At 58.9% G+C, this 20998-nt stretch carries 20 protein-coding genes; 9 read left to right on the top strand and 11 right to left on the bottom strand.

Translation table 11 applies throughout. The annotated features are described in order from the left end of the window. Positions 1 to 4: 4 nt before the first annotated feature. Together GNF76_RS15355 and GNF76_RS15360 are read right to left on the bottom strand one after the other, a co-directional pair. Complete coding sequence (locus GNF76_RS15355) at positions 5 to 451, bottom strand: NUDIX hydrolase (RefSeq protein ID WP_155583997.1); 447 nt, start codon at positions 449 to 451, stop codon at positions 5 to 7. A 200-nt stretch (positions 452 to 651) separates the two neighbouring features. After that, on the bottom strand, positions 652 to 2877 hold the full coding sequence (locus tag GNF76_RS15360) for an NADP-dependent isocitrate dehydrogenase (RefSeq protein ID WP_155583998.1): 2226 nt from the start codon (positions 2875 to 2877) through the stop codon (positions 652 to 654). 494 nt (positions 2878 to 3371) lie between these two features. Between GNF76_RS15360 and icd the strand changes: the two genes are divergently transcribed. After that, positions 3372 to 4628: an NADP-dependent isocitrate dehydrogenase gene (gene icd / locus GNF76_RS15365; RefSeq protein WP_010172708.1), complete on the top strand. Its 1257-nt coding sequence runs from the start codon at positions 3372 to 3374 to the stop codon at positions 4626 to 4628. Between the two features lie 81 nt (positions 4629 to 4709). Here the strand turns inward: icd and cspD are convergent, their stop codons facing one another. Continuing rightward, positions 4710 to 4964, bottom strand: coding sequence for a cold shock domain-containing protein CspD (gene cspD / locus GNF76_RS15370; protein WP_155583999.1), 255 nt, complete (start codon positions 4962 to 4964; stop codon positions 4710 to 4712). Between the two features lie 218 nt (positions 4965 to 5182). Between cspD and clpS the strand changes: the two genes are divergently transcribed. Then, entirely contained in the window at positions 5183 to 5572 is a 390-nt protein-coding gene (gene clpS / locus GNF76_RS15375) for an ATP-dependent Clp protease adapter ClpS (RefSeq protein WP_155584000.1), read from the top strand. A 29-nt stretch (positions 5573 to 5601) separates the two neighbouring features. Continuing rightward, positions 5602 to 7872 (top strand): ATP-dependent Clp protease ATP-binding subunit ClpA, encoded by a 2271-nt coding sequence (gene clpA, locus GNF76_RS15380; protein WP_155584001.1) that lies wholly within the window; start codon positions 5602 to 5604, stop codon positions 7870 to 7872. A gap of 254 nt (positions 7873 to 8126) precedes the next feature. On the opposite strand, the gene infA is transcribed toward clpA, so the two are convergent. From infA to aat, 3 genes are all read right to left on the bottom strand, one after another. After that, positions 8127 to 8345 (bottom strand): translation initiation factor IF-1, encoded by a 219-nt coding sequence (gene infA / locus GNF76_RS15385; RefSeq protein WP_002553999.1) that lies wholly within the window; start codon positions 8343 to 8345, stop codon positions 8127 to 8129. A 100-nt stretch (positions 8346 to 8445) separates the two neighbouring features. Further along, on the bottom strand, positions 8446 to 9153 hold the full coding sequence (locus GNF76_RS15390) for an arginyltransferase (protein WP_155584002.1): 708 nt from the start codon (positions 9151 to 9153) through the stop codon (positions 8446 to 8448). A gap of 55 nt (positions 9154 to 9208) precedes the next feature. Beyond that, positions 9209 to 9889 (bottom strand): leucyl/phenylalanyl-tRNA--protein transferase, encoded by a 681-nt coding sequence (aat, locus tag GNF76_RS15395; protein WP_155584003.1) that lies wholly within the window; start codon positions 9887 to 9889, stop codon positions 9209 to 9211. A gap of 476 nt (positions 9890 to 10365) precedes the next feature. Here aat and ftsK point away from each other — a divergent pair, with 476 nt between their 5' ends. The 6 genes from ftsK to cysG are packed head-to-tail and all read left to right on the top strand — an operon-like array spanning position 10366 to position 17870. After that, complete coding sequence (gene ftsK, locus GNF76_RS15400; protein ID WP_155584004.1) at positions 10366 to 12774, top strand: DNA translocase FtsK; 2409 nt, start codon at positions 10366 to 10368, stop codon at positions 12772 to 12774. A gap of 56 nt (positions 12775 to 12830) precedes the next feature. Further along, a complete protein-coding gene (gene lolA, locus GNF76_RS15405) occupies positions 12831 to 13454 on the top strand; it encodes an outer membrane lipoprotein periplasmic chaperone LolA (protein WP_155584005.1) in 624 nt (207 codons plus the stop codon). Between the two features lie 27 nt (positions 13455 to 13481). Next, positions 13482 to 14804 (top strand): replication-associated recombination protein A, encoded by a 1323-nt coding sequence (locus GNF76_RS15410; protein ID WP_155584006.1) that lies wholly within the window; start codon positions 13482 to 13484, stop codon positions 14802 to 14804. Continuing rightward, positions 14804 to 15178, top strand: coding sequence for a fluoride efflux transporter CrcB (gene crcB / locus GNF76_RS15415; RefSeq protein WP_169354137.1), 375 nt, complete (start codon positions 14804 to 14806; stop codon positions 15176 to 15178). Before GNF76_RS15410 ends, crcB begins: the two co-directional genes overlap by 1 nt. A gap of 16 nt (positions 15179 to 15194) precedes the next feature. Continuing rightward, positions 15195 to 16475, top strand: coding sequence for a serine--tRNA ligase (gene serS, locus GNF76_RS15420; protein WP_155584007.1), 1281 nt, complete (start codon positions 15195 to 15197; stop codon positions 16473 to 16475). After that, positions 16476 to 17870, top strand: a complete 1395-nt coding sequence (gene cysG / locus GNF76_RS15425; protein ID WP_155584008.1) for a siroheme synthase CysG — start codon at positions 16476 to 16478, stop codon at positions 17868 to 17870. Positions 17871 to 17931: 61 nt separating this feature from the next. On the opposite strand, the gene GNF76_RS15430 is transcribed toward cysG, so the two are convergent. The 5 genes from GNF76_RS15430 to tusC all read right to left on the bottom strand — a co-directional run bounded on the left by GNF76_RS15430 (position 17932) and on the right by tusC (position 20998). Continuing rightward, positions 17932 to 18936 (bottom strand): glutathione S-transferase family protein, encoded by a 1005-nt coding sequence (locus tag GNF76_RS15430; RefSeq protein WP_155584009.1) that lies wholly within the window; start codon positions 18934 to 18936, stop codon positions 17932 to 17934. 88 nt (positions 18937 to 19024) lie between these two features. Further along, complete coding sequence (locus tag GNF76_RS15435; RefSeq protein WP_178123361.1) at positions 19025 to 20008, bottom strand: glycosyl transferase family protein; 984 nt, start codon at positions 20006 to 20008, stop codon at positions 19025 to 19027. Positions 20009 to 20022: 14 nt separating this feature from the next. Beyond that, positions 20023 to 20358: a TusE/DsrC/DsvC family sulfur relay protein gene (locus GNF76_RS15440; RefSeq protein WP_155584011.1), complete on the bottom strand. Its 336-nt coding sequence runs from the start codon at positions 20356 to 20358 to the stop codon at positions 20023 to 20025. Then, the gene (tusB, locus tag GNF76_RS15445) at positions 20355 to 20648 is read right to left on the bottom strand and encodes a sulfurtransferase complex subunit TusB (protein WP_155584012.1); all 294 of its coding nucleotides are present in this window, start codon (positions 20646 to 20648) and stop codon (positions 20355 to 20357) included. The genes GNF76_RS15440 and tusB overlap by 4 nt, the downstream gene beginning before the upstream one ends. Continuing rightward, positions 20648 to 20998: a sulfurtransferase complex subunit TusC gene (gene tusC, locus GNF76_RS15450; RefSeq protein ID WP_155584013.1), complete on the bottom strand. Its 351-nt coding sequence runs from the start codon at positions 20996 to 20998 to the stop codon at positions 20648 to 20650. Before tusC ends, tusB begins: the two co-directional genes overlap by 1 nt.

The raw sequence follows: 20998 nt of genomic DNA on the forward strand, positions 1-20998 counted from the left end.
AAGGCTAAAGAGAAGGACGGATCAATTCGAGACTGTGGTTAAAGCCGGCCAGATAATCATCGATGCAGCGGATGATCAGCTCGCTGCGCCAGTGCTCGCGCAGGGCCATCAGCTCGTCGCGGGTCAGCCACCGGGCGCGGACAATGCCGTCGTCCAGTTGATAGTCAGGGTGGTGTTTCAGCGCCTTGGCGATAAAGCACACCCGTTGATAGGTCACGCCATTGCTGGGGGCGGTATACAGGTAAACCCCGACAATCCCGGTGGCCTCGACATCCCAGCCGGTTTCTTCGAGGGTTTCGCGTACGGCGGCCTCGGTCAGGGTTTCGTGGGGGTCCAGGTGGCCGGCGGGCTGGTTGAGTACGGCGCGGCCGCCCTTGAGTTCTTCGACCATCAGGAAGCGGCCGTTGTCTTCGACGAGGGTGGCGACAGTGATGTGGGGTTGCCAGGTCATAAAGCGGCCTCAATTCGAAATTAGCTGGGGAAACTCGGTCAGTGTGGGAGCTGGCTTGCCTGCGATGGCGGTGGAATATTCAAAATCGCTATCGCAGGCAAGCCAGCTCCCACATTTGATTGGGGTCCTTCAAAAAACAAGCTGCGGGCAGAAACAGAAACCCCGGCACGGGGCCGGGGCTTCTTTGCATCCTTACAACCTTACACCAGCGCAGCAATCGCCGCGTTGAGGGTGTTGCTCGGGCGCATGGCCTTGCTGATCAGCGCGGCATCGGCGTGGTAGTAGCCACCGATGTCCACTGGCTTGCCCTGAACGGCGTTGAGCTCGGCAACGATGGTTGCCTCGTTCGCGGCCAGGGTCTTGGCCAGCTCGCCAAACTGCGCTTGCAGTGCAGTGTCTTCGGTCTGGGCGGCCAGGGCTTGAGCCCAGTACAGCGCCAGGTAGAAGTGACTGCCGCGGTTGTCGATGTTGCCGACTTTGCGCGATGGCGACTTGTTGTTGTCGAGGAACTGGCCGGTGGCCTGGTCCAGGGTCTTGGACAGTACCAGGGCTTTCGGGTTGTTGTAGTTCACACCCAAATGCTCAAGGGACGCAGCCAGGGCCAGGAATTCGCCCAGGGAGTCCCAGCGCAGGAAGTTCTCTTCCAGCAGTTGCTGTACGTGCTTTGGCGCCGAGCCGCCGGCGCCGGTTTCGAACAGGCCGCCACCGTTCATCAGCGGTACGATCGACAGCATCTTGGCGCTGGTGCCCAGTTCCATGATCGGGAACAGGTCGGTCAGGTAGTCACGCAGCACGTTGCCGGTTACCGAAATGGTGTCCAGGCCTTTGCGGGTGCGTTCCAGGGTGAACTTCATCGCGTCGACTGGCGACATGATGCGGATGTCCAGGCCTTCGGTGTTGTGGTCTTTCAGGTAAGCCTGAACTTTCTCGACCACCACGCCATCGTGGGCGCGCTGTGGGTCCAGCCAGAAAATGGCCGGGGTGTTGCTGGCGCGGGCACGGTTGACGGCCAGTTTGACCCAGTCCTGGATCGGCGCGTCTTTGGTCTGGCACATGCGGAAGATGTCGCCGGCTTCGACTTTCTGTTCCATCAGCAGGTTGCCCTTGCTGTCGGTGACGCGGACTACGCCGTCAGCCTTGATCTGGAAGGTCTTGTCGTGGGAGCCATACTCTTCGGCTTTTTTCGCCATCAGGCCAACGTTTGGCACGCTGCCCATGGTGGTTGGGTCGAAGGCGCCGTTTGCCTTGCAGTCTTCGATCACCGCCTGGTAGATGGTGGCGTAGCAGCGATCCGGGATCACCGCCTTGGTGTCGTGCAGTTGACCGTCGGTGCCCCACATCTTGCCGGAGTCACGGATCATGGCTGGCATCGAGGCGTCGACAATAACGTCGCTCGGCACGTGCAGGTTGGTGATGCCTTTGTCCGAGTTGACCATGGCCAGGGACGGACGAGCGGCATACACCGCCTGGATGTCGGCTTCGATCTGCGCTTGCTGCTCGGCCGGCAGGGCCTTGATGCGAGCGTACAGGTCGCCGATGCCGTTGTTCAGGTTGAAGCCGATCTGCGCCAGCACGTCAGCGTGCTTGGCCAGGGCATCTTTATAGAACTCGGCAACGATCTGGCCGAACATGATCGGGTCGGAGACCTTCATCATGGTGGCTTTCAAGTGAACCGACAGCAGTACGCCTTGTTTCTTGGCGTCTTCGATTTCAGCGGCGATGAAGCTGCGCAGGGCTTTTTTGCTCAGCACGGCGCTGTCGATGATCTCACCGGCTTGTACGCTGGTTTTTTCTTTCAGGACGGTCGCGGTGCCGTCCTGGGCGATCAGCTCGATTTTGACAGCATCAGCGGTTTCGATCTGTACGGCTTTTTCGCTGCCGTAGAAGTCGCCAGCGCTCATGTGAGCGATGTGCGACTTGGAGTCAGCAGCCCAGGCGCCCATTTTGTGCGGGTGCTTGCGGGCGTAGTTCTTGACCGACAGTGGTGCGCGGCGGTCGGAGTTGCCTTCGCGCAGGACCGGGTTCACGGCGCTGCCCTTGACCTTGTCGTAACGTGCACGGGTTTCTTTTTCCGCGTCGGTGGTTACGGTTTCCGGGTAGTCCGGCAGGTCGAAGCCCTGGGCCTGCAGTTCCTTGATCGCGGCTTGCAGCTGCGGGGTCGAGGCACTGATGTTAGGCAGCTTGATGATGTTGGCTTCAGGGGTGACGGCCAGGGCGCCCAGTTCGGCGAGGTGGTCCGGCACGGCTTTGGCGCCCAGTTGCTCAGGGAAGCTTGCGAGGATGCGCCCAGCGAGGGAGATGTCGCGGGTTTCCACGGCAATATCAGCGGAAGCGGTGAAGGCCTCTACGATAGGCAGCAGTGAATAGGTGGCGAGGGCTGGGGCTTCGTCGGTGAAGGTGTAGATGATCTTCGAGCGGGTGGGCATATTCGGATTAACTCTCTTCTTTGCTGAAAGCGTGCGCAGAAACTCGAGATGCGCCGGGTAAAGCGCGTTCGTTCAAAGTCATCCATGAGCGAAATGTCGATGTTTCTTCGCGGTGATGTTGGGTTGCATCAGTCGAGCGTCAAGCGGGTGGACTGCTGTGGTAGTCCGGCTTTTCGGGCGGATAGTCTCTGTTTAGAGCGGTCGGCCGTCGTGACTCTTTGGTCAGCGGCGGCATTATACATAGGTCGCTATGCTTACGCCGAGCCTTCATACAAAAGGTCTCTCGTCCATTGGTCTAAAGGTCGCAGGGGAGGGCGTGGGACTAAAGTCGTGGGAAGTGCTCAGGTTTGGCGCTTTTCCCTTTGCTTTCAAGCTTGTAGGCCACTAAATGTGTTGTTTTCGCTGCAAATGTGCGGGGCGTGAGGTTTCAGTCCTCATTTATCTGGAGTAGGCTCGAACGCAGCCAGATGTTCAATCCACAAACGGAGTTCAGCATGGGATACAAGAAGATTCAGGTTCCGGCAGTCGGCGACAAAATCACCGTCAATGCAGACCATTCTCTCAATGTTCCTGACAACCCGATCATTCCCTTCATTGAAGGTGACGGTATTGGCGTCGACATCAGCCCGGTCATGATCAAGGTTGTCGATGCAGCTGTTAACAAGGCTTACGGCGGCAAGCGCAAGATTTCCTGGATGGAGGTTTATGCCGGCGAGAAGGCAACTCAAGTTTACGACCAGGACACCTGGCTGCCTCAGGAAACCCTGGATGCGGTCAAGGATTACGTAGTTTCCATCAAGGGCCCGCTGACCACCCCTGTCGGTGGCGGTATTCGTTCGCTGAACGTGGCCCTGCGTCAGCAGCTTGACCTGTATGTGTGCCTGCGCCCGGTACGCTGGTTCGAAGGTGTGCCGAGCCCGGTCAAGAAGCCTGGCGACGTGGACATGACCATCTTCCGTGAGAACTCCGAAGACATTTACGCCGGTATCGAGTGGAAGGCCGGTTCCCCGGAGGCGATCAAGGTCATCAAGTTCCTTAAAGAGGAAATGGGTGTCACCAAGATCCGTTTCGACCAGAACTGCGGGATCGGCGTCAAGCCGGTGTCCCTGGAAGGCACCAAGCGCCTGGCGCGCAAGGCTTTGCAGTATGTGGTCGACAATGATCGCGATTCGCTGACCATCGTGCACAAAGGCAACATCATGAAGTTCACCGAAGGTGCCTTCAAGGAATGGGCCTACGAAGTGGCCGCTGAAGAGTTCGGCGCGACCCTGCTCGATGGCGGTCCGTGGATGCAGTTCAAGAACCCGCGTACCGGCAAGAATGTGGTGGTCAAGGATGCTATCGCCGACGCCATGCTCCAGCAGATCCTGCTGCGCCCGGCCGAATACGATGTGATCGCTACCCTCAACCTTAACGGTGACTACCTGTCTGACGCCCTGGCGGCGGAAGTGGGGGGGATCGGTATTGCGCCGGGCGCCAACCTGTCCGACACCGTGGCCATGTTCGAGGCCACCCACGGTACCGCGCCGAAATATGCTGGCAAGGACCAGGTCAACCCGGGTTCGTTGATCCTGTCGGCGGAAATGATGCTGCGTCACATGGGCTGGACCGAAGCCGCCGACCTGATTATCAAGGGCACCAACGGTGCGATCTCTGCCAAGACTGTGACGTATGACTTCCACCGCCTGATGGATGGGGCCAAGTTGCTGTCGTCGTCAGCGTTTGGGGATGCGTTGATTTCGCACATGTAAGCAGATAGTCGGCCAATAAAAACGGCCATCCTGATAATTCGGGATGGCCGTTCTTTTTCGGATCGCTTGCTCAGTGGCGGGTCAGGCCAGTTGTTCTTTTGGTTTTTGAGCGAGGCTTTCTTTGACTTTGCTGATGCTGATATTCACCGCATGCAAGCCCTTTGGTCCCTGGATAATCTCAAAGGAAACCGCCTGGCCTGCTTTCAGCGTTTTATAGCCATCCATTTCAATTGCCGAGTAATGCGCAAAAAGGTTTTCCTCCTTGCCGTCTTCTATAACGAAACCATAACCCTTGGCATTGTTGAACCACTTGACCTTACCGCTTGCCATGCCCATATCCCTCTGCACCAGACTCCATCACTGGAGTATCATCCAGTTTATCCGTCCTAACCCGAATAAATAAGGTTGACTGCGCGGACCTTTTTTACCCACTGTGGGTTCTATTGGTTGTAACACCGATTTGCCGATAGTCAAGGCGACCAGTCGGTCAGAGTTGAAATTCTGACAGGTCGCCCCCACCACTGTATTTGAACCACTGACGAACCTTTCTTTCCATGCATGCAATCAGCCAGATTCGACTAACATTCAATCAGGATCGCCCGACTCTTCATCAGGATCACCCGGATGGTCAAGAAGACGAGGACGGTTCTGCAGGCGTTGCTGTTCAGGAGGCCAAGCCTGCTTTACAGGCGCCGCCGATGTACAAGGTGGTTTTGTTTAATGATGACTACACACCGATGGATTTCGTCGTCGAAGTGCTCGAGGTGTTTTTTAACCTGAACCGCGAGTTGGCGACCAAGGTAATGCTGGCCGTTCACACAGAAGGACGGGCAGTATGTGGAGTGTTTACCCGCGACATCGCCGAGACAAAGGCCATGCAGGTCAACCAGTACGCCAGGGAAAGCCAGCATCCGCTACTCTGTGAAATCGAGAAGGACGGTTAACTCCGACCACTTGGGTATGAGGTGAAGCTATGTTAAACCGCGAGCTCGAAGTCACCCTCAATCTTGCCTTCAAGGAGGCCCGTTCGAAGCGTCATGAATTCATGACCGTCGAACACCTGCTGCTGGCACTTTTGGATAACGAAGCTGCCGCCACCGTGTTACGTGCGTGCGGCGCCAACCTTGAAAAGCTCAAGCATGATCTGCAGGAGTTTATCGACTCCACCACGCCATTGATCCCCGTCCATGATGAGGACCGCGAAACCCAGCCAACCCTGGGCTTCCAGCGGGTACTGCAGCGTGCTGTCTTTCACGTACAGAGCTCCGGCAAGCGCGAAGTCACGGGCGCCAACGTACTCGTTGCGATCTTCAGCGAGCAGGAAAGCCAGGCGGTGTTCCTGCTCAAGCAGCAGAGCGTTGCCCGTATTGATGTCGTCAACTACATCGCCCACGGTATCTCGAAAGTGCCAGGGCACGGCGATCATTCCGAGGGTGAGCAGGATATGCAGGATGACGAGGGCGGTGAGTCTTCTTCTTCAAGCAACCCGCTGGATGCCTATGCCAGCAATCTCAACGAACTGGCACGCCAGGGGCGGATCGATCCGCTGGTAGGGCGTGAGCTTGAAGTCGAGCGCGTGGCACAGATCCTGGCTCGTCGTCGCAAGAACAACCCGCTGCTGGTGGGCGAGGCAGGCGTGGGTAAAACCGCGATTGCCGAAGGCCTGGCCAAGCGCATCGTCGATAACCAGGTGCCGGACCTGCTGGCCAACAGTGTCGTCTACTCCCTTGATCTCGGTGCCTTGCTGGCCGGTACCAAATACCGTGGCGACTTCGAGAAACGCTTCAAGGCGTTGCTTGGCGAGCTGAAGAAACGCCCGCAGGCGATCCTGTTTATCGATGAGATTCATACCATCATCGGTGCCGGTGCGGCTTCGGGTGGGGTGATGGATGCCTCCAATCTGCTCAAGCCTCTGTTGTCGTCGGGTGATATCCGTTGCATCGGTTCGACCACGTTCCAGGAATTTCGCGGGATCTTCGAGAAAGACCGCGCGCTGGCGCGGCGCTTCCAGAAAGTTGACGTGTCCGAGCCTTCGGTGGAAGACACCATCGGCATCCTGCGCGGGCTCAAGGGTCGTTTCGAGGCGCACCATGGCATCGAATACACCGATGAGGCCTTGCGGGCTGCTGCCGAGCTGGCGTCGCGCTATATCAATGACCGGCACATGCCGGACAAGGCCATCGACGTGATCGACGAAGCAGGGGCCTACCAGCGCCTGCAGCCGGTAGAGAAACGTGTGAAACGCATCGACGTGCCTCAGGTCGAGGACATCGTGGCGAAAATCGCGCGGATTCCGCCAAAACACGTCACCAGTTCCGACAAGGAGCTGCTGCGTAACCTGGAGCGTGACCTCAAGCTGACCGTGTTTGGTCAGGATGCGGCCATCGATTCGTTGTCAACCGCGATCAAATTGTCCAGGGCTGGCCTCAAGTCGCCGGACAAGCCAGTCGGTTCGTTCCTGTTCGCAGGGCCTACCGGTGTCGGCAAGACCGAAGCGGCGCGGCAGTTGGCCAAGGCCATGGGCATCGAGCTGGTGCGTTTCGACATGTCCGAGTACATGGAGCGTCACACGGTGTCGCGCCTGATCGGTGCGCCTCCGGGCTATGTCGGTTTCGACCAGGGCGGCCTGTTGACCGAGGCGATCACCAAGCAACCGCATTGCGTACTGCTGCTCGATGAAATCGAGAAGGCTCACCCGGAAGTCTTTAACCTGCTGCTGCAGGTGATGGACCACGGGACCCTGACCGACAACAACGGGCGCAAGGCGGATTTCCGCAACGTGATCGTGATCATGACCACCAACGCCGGTGCCGAAACGGCCGCGCGGGCTTCCATTGGCTTTACTCATCAGGATCACTCTTCCGACGCCATGGAAGTGATCAAGAAGAGCTTTACGCCGGAATTCCGTAACCGTCTGGACACCATTATCCAGTTTGGTCGCCTCAGTCATGAGGTCATCAAAAGCGTGGTGGACAAGTTCCTTACCGAGCTTCAGGCGCAGTTGGAAGACAAGCGCGTGCAGCTGGAAGTGACGGAGGCGGCGCGCGGCTGGCTGGCAGAGGGTGGCTACGACGCTGCGATGGGCGCACGGCCGATGGCTCGCCTGATCCAGGACAAGATCAAGCGTCCGCTGGCTGAGGAGATCCTCTTTGGCGAACTGTCCGACCATGGTGGCGTGGTGCATATCGATCTGAAGGATGGCGAGCTGACCTTCGACTTCGAAACCACGGCTGAAATGGCCTGATAGCTGACTGCAACACAGCAAAAAGGCGCCGAGAGGCGCCTTTTTGCTGTCTGGTCAAAACGCGGTCAACCAGGCAGTAGGGGACAAATGTGGGAGCTGGCTTGCCTGCGATGGCGGCGTATCAAGCAATGCATCTTTGCCTGACCGGTCGCTATCGCAGGCAAGCCAGCTCCCACATTTGTTTTGTGGCGCCTCATCAAAATAGCGCCCAAACAAAAACGCCCGGCATAACCGGGCGTTTTGTATTGACTTGCTTAACGAGCGCGGTAAGTGATGCGCCCTTTGCTCAAGTCATAGGGCGTCAGCTCGACGCGCACTTTGTCACCGGTAAGAATACGAATGTAGTTCTTGCGCATCTTGCCGGAGATATGCGCGGTTACGACGTGCCCATTTTCCAACTCCACGCGAAACATGGTGTTGGGCAGGGTGTCGACGACAGTGCCTTCCATTTCGAAGCTGTCTTCTTTCGACATGCAGTAAAGCCCTCGGTATCCAATGAATGGCCCGGTGCAACTGCGCCAGGCAAAAGCGGCGTGCATTGTGCCCGAAAAATGGAGTTTAAGCCAAGGGGTTCTAGTTCAAGGTGACCCATCTTTGATTAATCAGCAGCTCAATGGGCCGATATTGGGTCTTGTAGTTCATCTTTTTGCAGTTCTTGATCCAATATCCGAGGTACACCGCCTCCAGTTCCAGCCGTATGGCTTCGCCGATTTGCCAGAGGATCGCAAAGCGTCCCAGGCTGCGGCGTTCTTCGGCGGGCTCGTAAAAGGTGTACACCGCTGACAAGCCGTTGGGCAGCAAGTCGGTGACGGCGACTGCCAGCAGTCGTCCCTCGAGGCGAAACTCGTAGAAGCGCGAGAACGGCAGGTCGCGTACCAGGAAGGTGGAAAACTGGTCGCGGCTGGGTGGAAACATATCGCCGTCGGCATGGCGTTGTTCGATATAGCGCTGGTAGAGATCGAAATACTCTTCACTGAAGCCGGGTTTTGCCGGTGTCACCGTCAAATCGGCATTGCGTTTGAGAATGCGCTTCTGATTGCGGTCAGGCAGGAACTGCGCCACGGGGATGCGCGCTGGCACGCAAGCGTTGCAGTTCTGGCAATGAGGCCGGTAGAGATGGTCGCCACTGCGTCGAAAACCCATTTCCGATAAATCGGCATACACATGCACGTCCATTGGCTGGCTGGGATCGAGGAACAGCGTGGTGGCCTGCTCATCGGGCAGATAGCTGCAAGAGTGGGGTTGAGTGGCATAAAACTTCAAACGCGCCAGCTCGGTCATGATCAACCCTCGGATAAGCTTTGAAATAAGTGTAAGCCAGGTGCGAGGAAGTCGCCTAGGAAACCCACGGTGCGGCGCTGGGTTGGTCCAGATGGTCGCGCAGGAAACCTGCGAAGTCGCTGCGGGGTATGGCGCGGGCGCCGAGGCTGTGCAGATGGTCGGTGGGCATCTGGCAGTCGATCAGCACAAAACCCCAGGCCTGCAGTTGCCTGACCAGTGTCGCGAAGCCGAATTTCGACGCGTTGTCGGCGCGACTGAACATCGATTCGCCAAAAAACAACTGGCCCATGGCCAGGCCGTAGAGCCCGCCCACCAACGTACCCTGGTCCCAGACTTCCACCGAGTGGGCATAACCCCGTTGATGCAGTTGCAGATAGGCACTTTGCATGGCGTCGGTGATCCAGGTGCCATCGGCGTAGCTGCGGGGCGCGGCGCAGGCCTGGATGACAGCGGCGAAGTCCTGGTCGAAGGTCACCTCGTAGCGTTGCTGGCGCAAAAGCTTGCCCAGGCTGCGGGAAACATGCAGCTCGGCGGGGAACAGAACCGTGCGCGGGTCCGGAGACCACCAGAGAATCGGCTGGCCTTCCGAAAACCAGGGGAAGCAGCCGTGGCGATAGGCCTGGATCAGTCGGTCGGCCGACAGATCGCCACCGGCGGCGAGCAGGCCGTTGGGTTCACGCATGGCTTTTGTCAGCGGCGGGAAAGTCAGAGTGTTGCGTTGCAACCAGGTCAGCATGGCATCCAGGCTTACGGAAGGGGAGGGGAGTGACAGGTGTAAAGCCCATCTCAAGAGCAGTGATTATTGTCGACGAAACGCCTCGGGGCTAGCCCGAACATCAATGGGTCGTTCTGCAACTCTATCGCAGGAGCATGGTCGTAATCGGGCTCAGGGAACGTCCGGTTGTCGTCAAGCTAGCCTGGATTGATAAAAACAGCTCATAAGCCTTTGTCAGCAAAGACAATGCATGCTCAAATTGAGCGCGAGGCAATAGGCCTTTGGCTATGCTGTACTACGCAGGCTTACGGCGTGGCAACGGGCACACAAACCCGTACAATGCGGCGATTCAGGTGTTATCGCCGTTTCATGAATCAGTCACAGAGTGTTAAAAGTAGTTTCATCGACACTTGTTCATTTTTTACCTGCTCGGATTGGGCAGTGTTTTGTAGTCATTCAACAGATGGACGCGCTAAAGGCGCAGGAAAAGACTCGTTTTGAAGAAATCCGCCGCAACACCTAAAACAGTAGTAGTTCCGGCCTGGCGCCAGCACTTGCACTACCGGCTCAAGGAGGGTGCACTGATCGCCATCGGCGCTTTGTGCCTGTTCCTGATGATGGCCTTGCTGACCTACGGCAAGGATGATCCGGGCTGGAGCCACAACAGCAAGATCGAAGATGTGCAGAACTTCGGCGGTCCTGCCGGTTCCTACAGCGCCGATATCCTGTTCATGGTCCTGGGTTACTTCGCCTATATCTTCCCGTTGCTGTTGGCCATCAAGACCTGGCAGATCTTCCGCCAGCGCCATGAGCCATGGCAGTGGAGCGGCTGGCTGTTTTCCTGGCGGCTGATCGGCCTGGTGTTCCTGGTGTTGTCGGGCGCGGCCCTGGCGCATATCCACTTTCATGCACCTACCGGTTTGCCGGCGGGTGCGGGTGGGGCTTTGGGTGAAAGCCTGGGTGATCTGGCCCGCAGGACCCTGAATATCCAGGGCAGCACCCTGATGTTCATCGCCTTGTTTCTGTTCGGCCTGACGGTGTTTACGGACTTGTCCTGGTTCAAGGTCATGGACGTGACCGGCAAGATCACGCTCGACCTGTTTGAACTGTTCCAGGGTGCCGCCAACCGTTGGTGGTCGGCCCGTGTTGATCGCAAGCGCATGGTTGCGCAGCTGCGTGAGGTCGACACCCGTGTCAACGAAGTGGTGGCGCCGAGCACGCCGGATCGCCGTGAGCAGGCCAAGGTCAAGGAGCGCCTGATCGAGCGCGAGCAGGCCCTGACCAAACACATGTCCGACCGCGAGAAACAAGTCCCGCCGGTGATTGCCCCCGCGCCAACCAAGGCGCCAGAGCAAAGCAAACGCGTGCAGAAAGAGAAGCAGGCACCGCTGTTTGTCGACAGTGCGGTGGAAGGCACCTTGCCGCCGATCTCGATTCTCGATCCGGCCGAAAAGAAGCAACTCAACTATTCCCCTGAGTCCCTGGCGGCTGTCGGCCACTTGCTGGAAATCAAACTCAAGGAGTTCGGGGTCGAGGTCTCGGTGGACTCGATCCACCCGGGCCCGGTGATTACCCGTTACGAAATCCAGCCGGCAGCCGGCGTCAAGGTCAGCCGCATTTCCAACCTGGCCAAGGATTTGGCGCGCTCCCTGGCCGTGACCAGTGTGCGGGTGGTGGAAGTGATTCCCGGCAAGACCACCGTCGGTATCGAGATTCCTAACGAAGACCGGCAGATCGTGCGTTTCTCCGAAGTGCTGTCGACCCCGGAATATGACAATTTCAAATCGCCGGTCACGTTGGCCTTGGGTCATGACATCGGCGGCAAGCCGGTGATCACCGACTTGGCGAAAATGCCTCACTTGCTGGTGGCCGGTACCACGGGCTCCGGTAAGTCGGTGGGCGTGAACGCGATGATCCTGTCGATCCTGTTCAAATCTGGCCCGGAAGACGCCAAGCTGATCATGATCGACCCGAAAATGCTTGAATTATCGATCTACGAAGGTATTCCGCACCTGCTGTGCCCGGTAGTGACTGACATGAAGGACGCTGCCAACGCTTTGCGCTGGAGCGTTGCCGAGATGGAGCGACGCTACAAGCTGATGGCGAAGATGGGCGTGCGTAACCTCTCCGGCTTCAACGCCAAGGTCAAGGAAGCCCAGGACGCCGGTACGCCGCTGACCGATCCGCTGTACAAGCGCGAAAGCATTCACGACGAAGCGCCGCTGCTGACCAAGCTGCCGACCATCGTGGTGGTGGTCGACGAATTTGCCGACATGATGATGATCGTCGGCAAGAAGGTTGAAGAGCTGATCGCGCGTATCGCCCAGAAGGCGCGTGCGGCCGGTATCCACTTGATTCTCGCCACCCAGCGTCCGTCGGTGGATGTGATCACCGGCCTGATCAAAGCCAACATCCCGACCCGTATGGCGTTCCAGGTATCGAGCAAGATCGACTCGCGGACCATCATCGACCAGGGTGGCGCCGAACAGCTGTTGGGCCACGGTGACATGCTTTACATGCCGCCGGGCACCAGCTTGCCGATTCGGGTTCACGGCGCCTTTGTGTCCGATGATGAAGTACACCGTGTGGTGGAAGCCTGGAAACTGCGCGGCGCACCGGAATACAACGACGACATCCTCGCTGGCGTCGAAGAGGCCGGTAGCGGCTTCGATGGCGGCAGTGGCGGAGGTGACGATGATGCGGAAACCGACGCACTTTATGACGAAGCGGTACAGTTCGTCCTGGAAAGTCGGCGTGCCTCTATCTCCGCGGTGCAGCGCAAACTGAAGATTGGCTACAACCGCGCCGCCCGTATGATTGAAGCCATGGAAATGGCCGGGGTGGTGACGTCCATGAACACCAACGGCTCGCGCGAAGTCATCGCGCCAGGGCCGATGCGCGACTGATACGTGCCGCGTGGCAACACGCGGTACGCCTTCCACACGAATCTATGAGGACTCCCATGCGTCTTATCCGCATGCTGTTGTTACCGGCACTGGCCCTGACCGCTCTTTCGGCTCAGGCAGACCCTGCCTCCGTGGCGAGCCTGACCAACCTGCTGGAACAATCCAAGACCATCACTGCGCGCTTTTCCCAACTGACCCTGGATGGTGGTGGTACCCGGTTGCAGGAAACCGCCGGCGAGATGGCTGTGCAGCGTCCAGGGCTTTTCTATTGGAAAACCGACGCGCCAAACGACCAGACCATCGTTTCCGACGGCCAGAAAGTCACCTTGTGGGACCCGGACCTGGAACAGGCCACCATCAAGAAGCTTGATCCGCGCCTGAGCCAGACGCCGGCCTTGCTGTTGTCCGGCGATGTGTCGCAGATCAGCAAGAGCTTTGACATTACGTCCAAGCAAGCCAGCGGCGTGATCGACTTTACCCTCAAGCCGACCACCAAAGACACGCTGTTCGACAGCCTGCGCCTGTCGTTCCGTAATGGCGTGATCAATGACATGCAGTTGATCGACAGCGTCGGCCAGCGCACCAACATCCTGTTCACCGGGGTCAAGGCCAACCAGCCTGTCGCCGCGTCCAAGTTCAAGTTCGACATCCCCAAGGGTGCCGACGTGATCCAGGAATAAACTGTTTAGAGGTTTCAAACGCTGCCCATGGACTTGTTTCGAAGTGACCCGATTGCTCAGCCTTTGGCGGCGCGCCTGCGCTCGACCAACCTGGATGAGTACGTCGGGCAGGAACACCTGCTCGCTCGCGGCAAGCCCTTGCGCGAAGCCCTGGAGCAGGGTGCCCTGCACTCGATGATTTTCTGGGGGCCGCCGGGCGTGGGTAAAACCACCCTGGCCCGGCTGCTGGCGAAAGTCTCGGACGCGCACTTCGAAACAGTCTCTGCGGTACTGGCCGGGGTCAAGGAGATTCGCCAGGCGGTGGACGTGGCCAAGCAGCAGGCCGGGCAATACGGCAAGCGCACCATCCTGTTCGTCGACGAAGTGCATCGCTTCAACAAGTCGCAGCAGGATGCGTTTTTACCGTATGTCGAAGACGGCACGCTGATCTTTATCGGTGCTACCACCGAGAACCCTTCCTTTGAGCTGAACAACGCGTTGCTGTCGCGGGCGCGGGTTTATGTGCTTAAAAGCCTCGACGAAGCGGCGATGCAGAAGCTGCTGCAGCGGGCGCTGACCGAGGAAAAGGGCCTGGGCAAGCGGCAACTGACGGTCAGTGAGGAAGGCTTCAAGATTCTCCTGACGGCTGCCGACGGTGATGGGCGACGTTTCCTCAACCTGTTGGAAAACGCTTCCGATCTGGCTGAGGATGGCAGCGAAATCGGCGTCGACCTGCTGCAAAGCCTGCTGGGCGATACCCGCCGCCGCTTCGACAAGGGTGGCGAAGCCTTTTACGACCAGATTTCTGCGTTGCACAAATCGGTGCGCGGCTCCAACCCGGACGGTGCGCTGTACTGGTTTGCCCGGATGATCGATGGCGGTTGCGACCCGTTGTACCTCGCCCGGCGCGTGGTGCGCATGGCCAGCGAAGACATTGGCAACGCCGACCCGCGTGCCCTGAGCCTATGCCTGGCAGCCTGGGAAGTGCAGGAACGCCTGGGCAGCCCGGAAGGCGAGTTGGCGGTGGCCCAAGCCATCACCTACCTGGCCTGCGCGCCGAAAAGCAACGCGGTATACATGGGCTTCAAGTCCGCCTTGCGCGCTGCCGCCGAGCACGGTTCCCTGGAAGTGCCGCTGCACCTGCGCAATGCGCCGACCAAGCTGATGAAACAGCTGGGTTATGGCGACGAATACCGTTACGCCCACGATGAGCCGGATGCCTACGCCGCCGGCGAAGACTATTTTCCCGATGAGCTTGAGCCGCAACCTTTCTACCAACCGGTGCCCCGTGGCCTGGAGTTGAAGATCGGTGAAAAACTCAACCATCTGGCCCAACTTGACCGGCTCAGCCCGAAACAGCGGAGAAAGTAGTGCTCAGAACGATTCTTGCCGTGTCCGTGGCCGGCATCGCTGGTACATTATTGCGTTTCGCCACCAGTACGTGGGTCAGCGCCAACTGGCCGCGGCATTTTTATGCGGCGACGTTGGCGGTCAATCTGGTGGGCTGTTTGATCATCGGCTTGTTGTACGGGTGGTTTCTGGTGCGCCCGGAAGTGCCGATTGAAATTCGCGCCGGCTTGATTGTCGGCTTTGTAGGCGGTCTGACGACCTTTTCATCCTTTTCACTGGATACGTTGCGCTTGCTGGAAAGCGGGCAGGCACCGGTCGCCTTCGGGTACCTGGCCATCAGCGTGTTCGGCGGGCTGCTCGCCACCTGGGCTGGCCTGTCCTTGACCAAACTTTGATAAACGAGAGACCGACATGCTCGATTCCAAACTGTTACGTAGCAACCTTCAGGACGTAGCGGACCGCCTGGCATCCCGTGGCTTTGCCTTGGATGTTGCGCGCATCGAAGCGCTGGAAGAACAGCGCAAGACCGTCCAGACCCGCACCGAAGCACTGCAGGCTGAGCGTAATGCGCGTTCCAAATCCATCGGTCAAGCCAAGCAGCGCGGTGAAGACATCGCGCCGCTGATGGCGGACGTTGAGCGCATGGCCGGTGAGTTGGCCTCCGGTAAAGTCGATCTGGACGCGATCCAGACCGAACTGGATTCGATCCTGCTGGGTATCCCGAACCTGCCGCACGAATCTGTGCCGATCGGCGAAGACGAAGAGGGCAACGTCGAAGTCCGTCGCTGGGGCACGCCAAAAGCCTTCGATTTCGAGATCAAGGACCACGTCGCCCTGGGTGAATTGACCGGTGGCCTGGATTTTGAAACAGCCGCCAAAATGTCCGGTGCACGCTTTGCCTTGCTGCGCGGTCCGATCGCGCGTATGCACCGTGCCTTGGCGCAGTTCATGATCAACCTGCATACAGGCGAACACGGCTACGAAGAGGCTTACACCCCGTACCTGGTTCAGGCTCCCGCGCTGATGGGCACCAGCCAACTGCCGAAGTTCGAGGAAGACCTGTTCAAGATCAGCCGCGATGGCGAAGCCGATCTGTACCTGATCCCGACTGCCGAAGTGTCGCTGACCAACATCGTGGCTGGGGAAATCCTCGACGCCAAGCAACTGCCGATCAAGTTTGTTGCCCATTCGCCGTGCTTTCGCAGTGAAGCCGGCGCATCGGGCCGCGATACCCGCGGCATGATCCGCCAGCACCAGTTCGACAAGGTCGAGATGGTGCAGGTTGTCGAGCCGTCCACCTCCATGGAAGCGCTGGAAGGCCTGACCGCCAACGCCGAACGCGTCCTGCAATTGCTCGAGTTGCCGTACCGCGTTCTGGCGCTGTGCACCGGCGACATGGGTTTCAGCGCCGTGAAGACTTACGACCTGGAAGTGTGGGTGCCGAGCCAGGACAAATACCGTGAGATTTCGTCGTGCTCCAACTGCGGCGACTTCCAGGCCCGTCGTATGCAGGCGCGTTTCCGTAACCCGGAAACCGGCAAGCCTGAGCTGGTCCACACCCTCAACGGTTCGGGCCTGGCTGTAGGCCGGACCCTGGTGGCCGTGTTGGAAAACTACCAGCAGGCCGACGGTTCGATCCGTGTACCTGACGTGCTCAAGCCTTACATGGCGGGCGTTGAGGTCATCGGCTAAATGGAATTTCTGCCGCTGTTTCATAACCTGCGCGGCAGTCGTGTGTTGGTCGTCGGTGGCGGGGAGATTGCCTTGCGCAAATCCCGGCTGCTGGCCGACGCCGGTGCGGTGTTGCGGGTGGTTGCTCCCCAGATCGAAGACCAGTTGCGTGAATTGGTGCTGGGCAGTGGCGGTGAACTGATTTTGCGCGGTTATCAGGAGGCTGACCTTGAGGGTTGCACCCTGATCATCGCGGCCACCGATGACGAGCCATTGAACGCGCAAGTGTCCAGTGATGCCCGGCGTCGTTGTGTACCCGTCAATGTGGTGGATGCGCCGGCGCTGTGCAGCGTGATCTTCCCGGCGATTGTCGACCGTTCGCCATTGGTGATTGCGGTGTCCAGTGGCGGCGATGCGCCGGTGCTGGCGCGGTTGATCCGGGCCAAGCTGGAAACCTGGGTGCCGTCGACCTATGGCCAACTGGCCGGGCTGGCGGCGCGCTTTCGTACTCAGGTCAAAAGCCTGTTCCCGGATGTACAGCAGCGTCGTGCATTCTGGGAAGACGTCTTTCAAGGCCCGATTGCCGATCGGCAACTGGCTGGGCAAGGCAATGAAGCCGAACGCTTGCTAGTGGAAAAAATCAATGGCGCGCCGCCTCATGCGCCGGGTGAAGTCTATCTGGTGGGCGCTGGCCCCGGTGATCCGGACCTGCTGACCTTCCGTGCCTTGCGCTTGATGCAGCAGGCCGATGTGGTGCTGTATGACCGCCTGGTGGCGCCCGCCATTCTTGAATTGTGCCGCCGTGATGCCGAGCGGGTGTATGTCGGCAAGCGTCGTGCGGACCACGCGCTGCCTCAGGACCAGATCAACCAGCAACTGGTGGACCTGGCCAAGCAAGGCAAGCGCGTGCTGCGACTCAAGGGTGGCGACCCGTTCATCTTTGGCCGTGGCGGCGAAGAGATCGAAGAGCTGGCGGCCCATGGCATCCCGTTCCAGGTCGTGCCAGGCATTACGGCGGCCAGTGGTTGTGCAGCCTATGCCGGTATCCCGCTGACCCATCGCGATTATGCGCAGTCGGTACGCTTTATTACCGGGCATTTAAAGGACGGGACTTCGGACCTGCCCTGGAGTGATCTGGTAGGGCCGTCACAGACCTTGGTGTTCTATATGGGCCTGATCGGCTTGCCGATTATCTGTGAGCAACTGATCCAGCATGGTCGCTCGGCAGATACGCCGGCAGCATTGATTCAGCAAGGCACTACGTCGAACCAGCGGGTCTTCACGGGCACCTTGGCCAACCTGCCGCAACTGGTGGCGGAGCATGAGGTTCATGCACCGACACTAGTGATCGTAGGGGAAGTGGTGCAATTGCGTGAGAAATTGAAGTGGTTTGAAGGCGCTCAGTCGCAGGTCTGATAATGCGTTGCCCGGCCTTGCACTCATCAGTGTGGGAGCCGGGCTCCTCAAATTCAGCGCATTATTTCGATCTGGCCCACACGCCTTTTCCGCTTAACCTCGCCCGATCATGCCCCGCATCAAACGTCTGCAACGGCCCTTTCGGCACAATCCCCGTCGGATTAATCGTCCTGTGGCTGGCGTAGTAGTGCCCCTTGATGTGAGCAAAATCCACCGTCTCGGCAATCCCCGGCCATTGGTACAACTCCCGCAGCCAGCTCGACAGGTTCGGGTAGTCGACAACCCGCCGCAGGTTGCATTTGAAGTGGCTGTAATACACCGCATCAAAACGAATCATCGTGGTGAACAGCCGTATATCGGCTTCAGTCAGGTACTCGCCTGCCAGGTAACGATGGGCGCCCAAGTGCTGTTCCAGATGATCCAGTTCGGCGAATACATCATCAAACGCTGCTTCATAAGCCTTTTGCGAGGTGGAAAAGCCTGCGCGGTAGACGCCGTTGTTTACGGCCGGGTAAATCCGGTCATTCAGGGCATCAATGGCTGAGCGCAGGGCTTCAGGATAGAAGTCCAGCGTGTTGCCAGTCAGCTCGTCGAACGCACTGTTGAACATGCGGATGATCTCCGCCGATTCATTGCTGACAATCCGCTTCAACTTCTTGTCCCACAGTACCGGCACCGTGACGCGTCCGGTATAGGTAGCGGTGTCGGCAGTGTAGCGCTGGTGCATGTAGGTGAAGTCATCAAGCGTGTCGCCGGTAGAGCCGTGGGCCTTGTCGAAGGTCCAGCCGTTCTCCAGCATCAACCAACTGACCACGGACACATCGATCAGGCTTTCCAGCCCCTTGAGCTTGCGCAGAATCAGGGTGCGATGGGCCCAGGGGCAGGCGAGGGAAACGTACAAATGGTAGCGCCCGGCCTCGGCAGCGAAGCCGCCTTCACCGGTGGGGCCGGGCTGGCCATCGGCAGTGACCCAGTTGCGACGTTGCGCCTGTTCACGTTGGAAGGCGCCATCTGCGCTACTTTCGTACCACTGGTCATGCCAGCGTCCTTCGATCAGCAAACCCATGACTGACTCCTTGGCTAATAAGCGTTGGAGTCCAGTCTAAAGGTCTGGGTTCGAACAAAAAGCGCAAAGGCTGGGGGTTAATGATCGACTAAATCGATTTGTTCCGGGCGTCCCAGTATTGCTGGGCGAGTTCGAACGCTTGTTCCCGCGGGTGGCCAAGGCCGCGCAAGGCCAGGGCCATGGTGGCAATCAGCGCCAGTTGCGGGTAGCTGTCCTCTGCGTCGCCGCGCCACAGCGCTTTCAAGTGCTCGGGGTCGAGTGCGGCGGGCTTGACGTGGCGTTGGGTGGAGAGGGCGGGCCACTCTTCATCCCAGCTTTCGCCGCCGGTGGTGCCATACAAGTGACTGATGGTGTCGGGGTTTATCTCGATCTCGCCGCCGTCGCCCTTGATCACAATGGCGTTGTCGCCGAGCAAGCCGCTGGCGTCACGGTGCACGCCCTGGTAGCCGGGGTGGAAGATACTTTGCAGGCCACAACGGGCGTTCAAAGGATTGAGGATACGCGCCAGGGAGTGGATCGGCGAACGTAGGCCCAGGGTGTTGCGCAGGTCGATCATGCGCTGCAGTTGCGGCGCCCAATCCCCTAGCGGAATAAATGCCAGGTTGCCCTGTTCAAGCGCTGACTCGACTTGCTGCCAGTTGCGGCACAACGGTATCTGCAAGCCTTCCAGCAACTGCTCGGTGTAGAGTCGGCCTGCTGTATGCGCTCCACCGCCGTGCATCAAAATGCGCACGCCGTTTTGTGCCAGGCATTTGGCCGCCAGCAGGTACCACGGCAGGTGGCGTTTTTTACCGGCGTAAGTAGGCCAATCAACATCAACGTTGAGCGATGGTGCATTCAAGCGTTCGCGCACGGCTTCGGTGAAACCGGCGAGTTCTTCCGGGCTTTCCTCTTTGTGCCGCAACAACATCAGGAACGCCCCGAGTTGGGTGTCTTCGACCTTTTCATCGAGCAGCATGCCCATGGCTTCCCGGGCTTCCTCACGGGTCAGGCTGCGGGCGCCGCGCTTGCCTTTGCCGAGGATGCGCACGAAGGGGGCAAACGGATGCTCGGCAGGTGTTTCGGTGATCAACGGGGCAAAGTCGGTCATAAGCAATTCGTCGGTCTGGGCAGGCCCGCCAACTTGGCGGCGAGTTTGGCGGGAGTGCCTTTGAACAGTCGGTTGAGGTGCAGGCTGTTGCCCTTTTCCGGGCCCAGCTTCAAGGCGGTGTACTTGATCAGCGGACGGGTGGCGGGTGACAGTTGGAACTCGTCGTAGAAACCGCGCAGCAACTCAAGGATTTCCCAGTGCTCGGAGGTCAACTCCATGGCTTCGGCGGCGGCCAGGGCATTGGCCACGTCGGTGGACCAGTCGCTCAAGTCGATGAGGTAACCGTCCTTGTCCAGTTCAAGGGTGCGCTCGCCTATGGTCAGGGTGTTCATAGCCACGTATTGACCTTGTCATAGTCGATCGACAACTGGACGAAGGCCGGGTAATCGACGCTGTCGGCCCAGGCGGGCACCGGCATATTGCGGGCCTGGCTGTCTTCTGAGAGGACAAACACCTTCAGTCCTTTGGCCTGCAGGGCCTGGAAAGGCACGCTGGCAGCTTGCAGGGCGTAAGCGCCGTCACCGCACAGCAGGATCGCGTCCTGCGCGCCACAGAGGCGCAGGCAGCTGTCCAGCCGGCTATCGGTAAAGGGGGAGTGGGAGACCACATGCAAAGTCGACATCAGAGGGTTATCACCTGGTCGTAACGGTCAATCATCTCGCTGATCTGCTTGCTGCTCAGCGGTTGCGCACTGGTGGGTGATACAAGCCCACGCTCGTTGAGGCTATGACGGCAGGCAAATACATCGTCGATACCAAATAATGACAGCGCTTGCAGGTTAGCGCTGAGGTCCTTTTGCTGAACGGCCTTGGCATCCTGGCTCGTTGCCAATTGAAACACCCCGTCATCCAGAAACAGCAGGCCAATGGGCAAATCGAATGCACCGCCGGCCAGCACGATATCCAGCGCCTCCCGTGCACTGGGCCCGGACCACGGTGCCTGGCGGCTGATCACCAGCAAGGATTTCGACAT

The organism is Pseudomonas spelaei (assembly GCF_009724245.1).
Classification (GTDB): Bacteria; Pseudomonadota; Gammaproteobacteria; order Pseudomonadales; family Pseudomonadaceae; genus Aquipseudomonas; species Aquipseudomonas spelaei.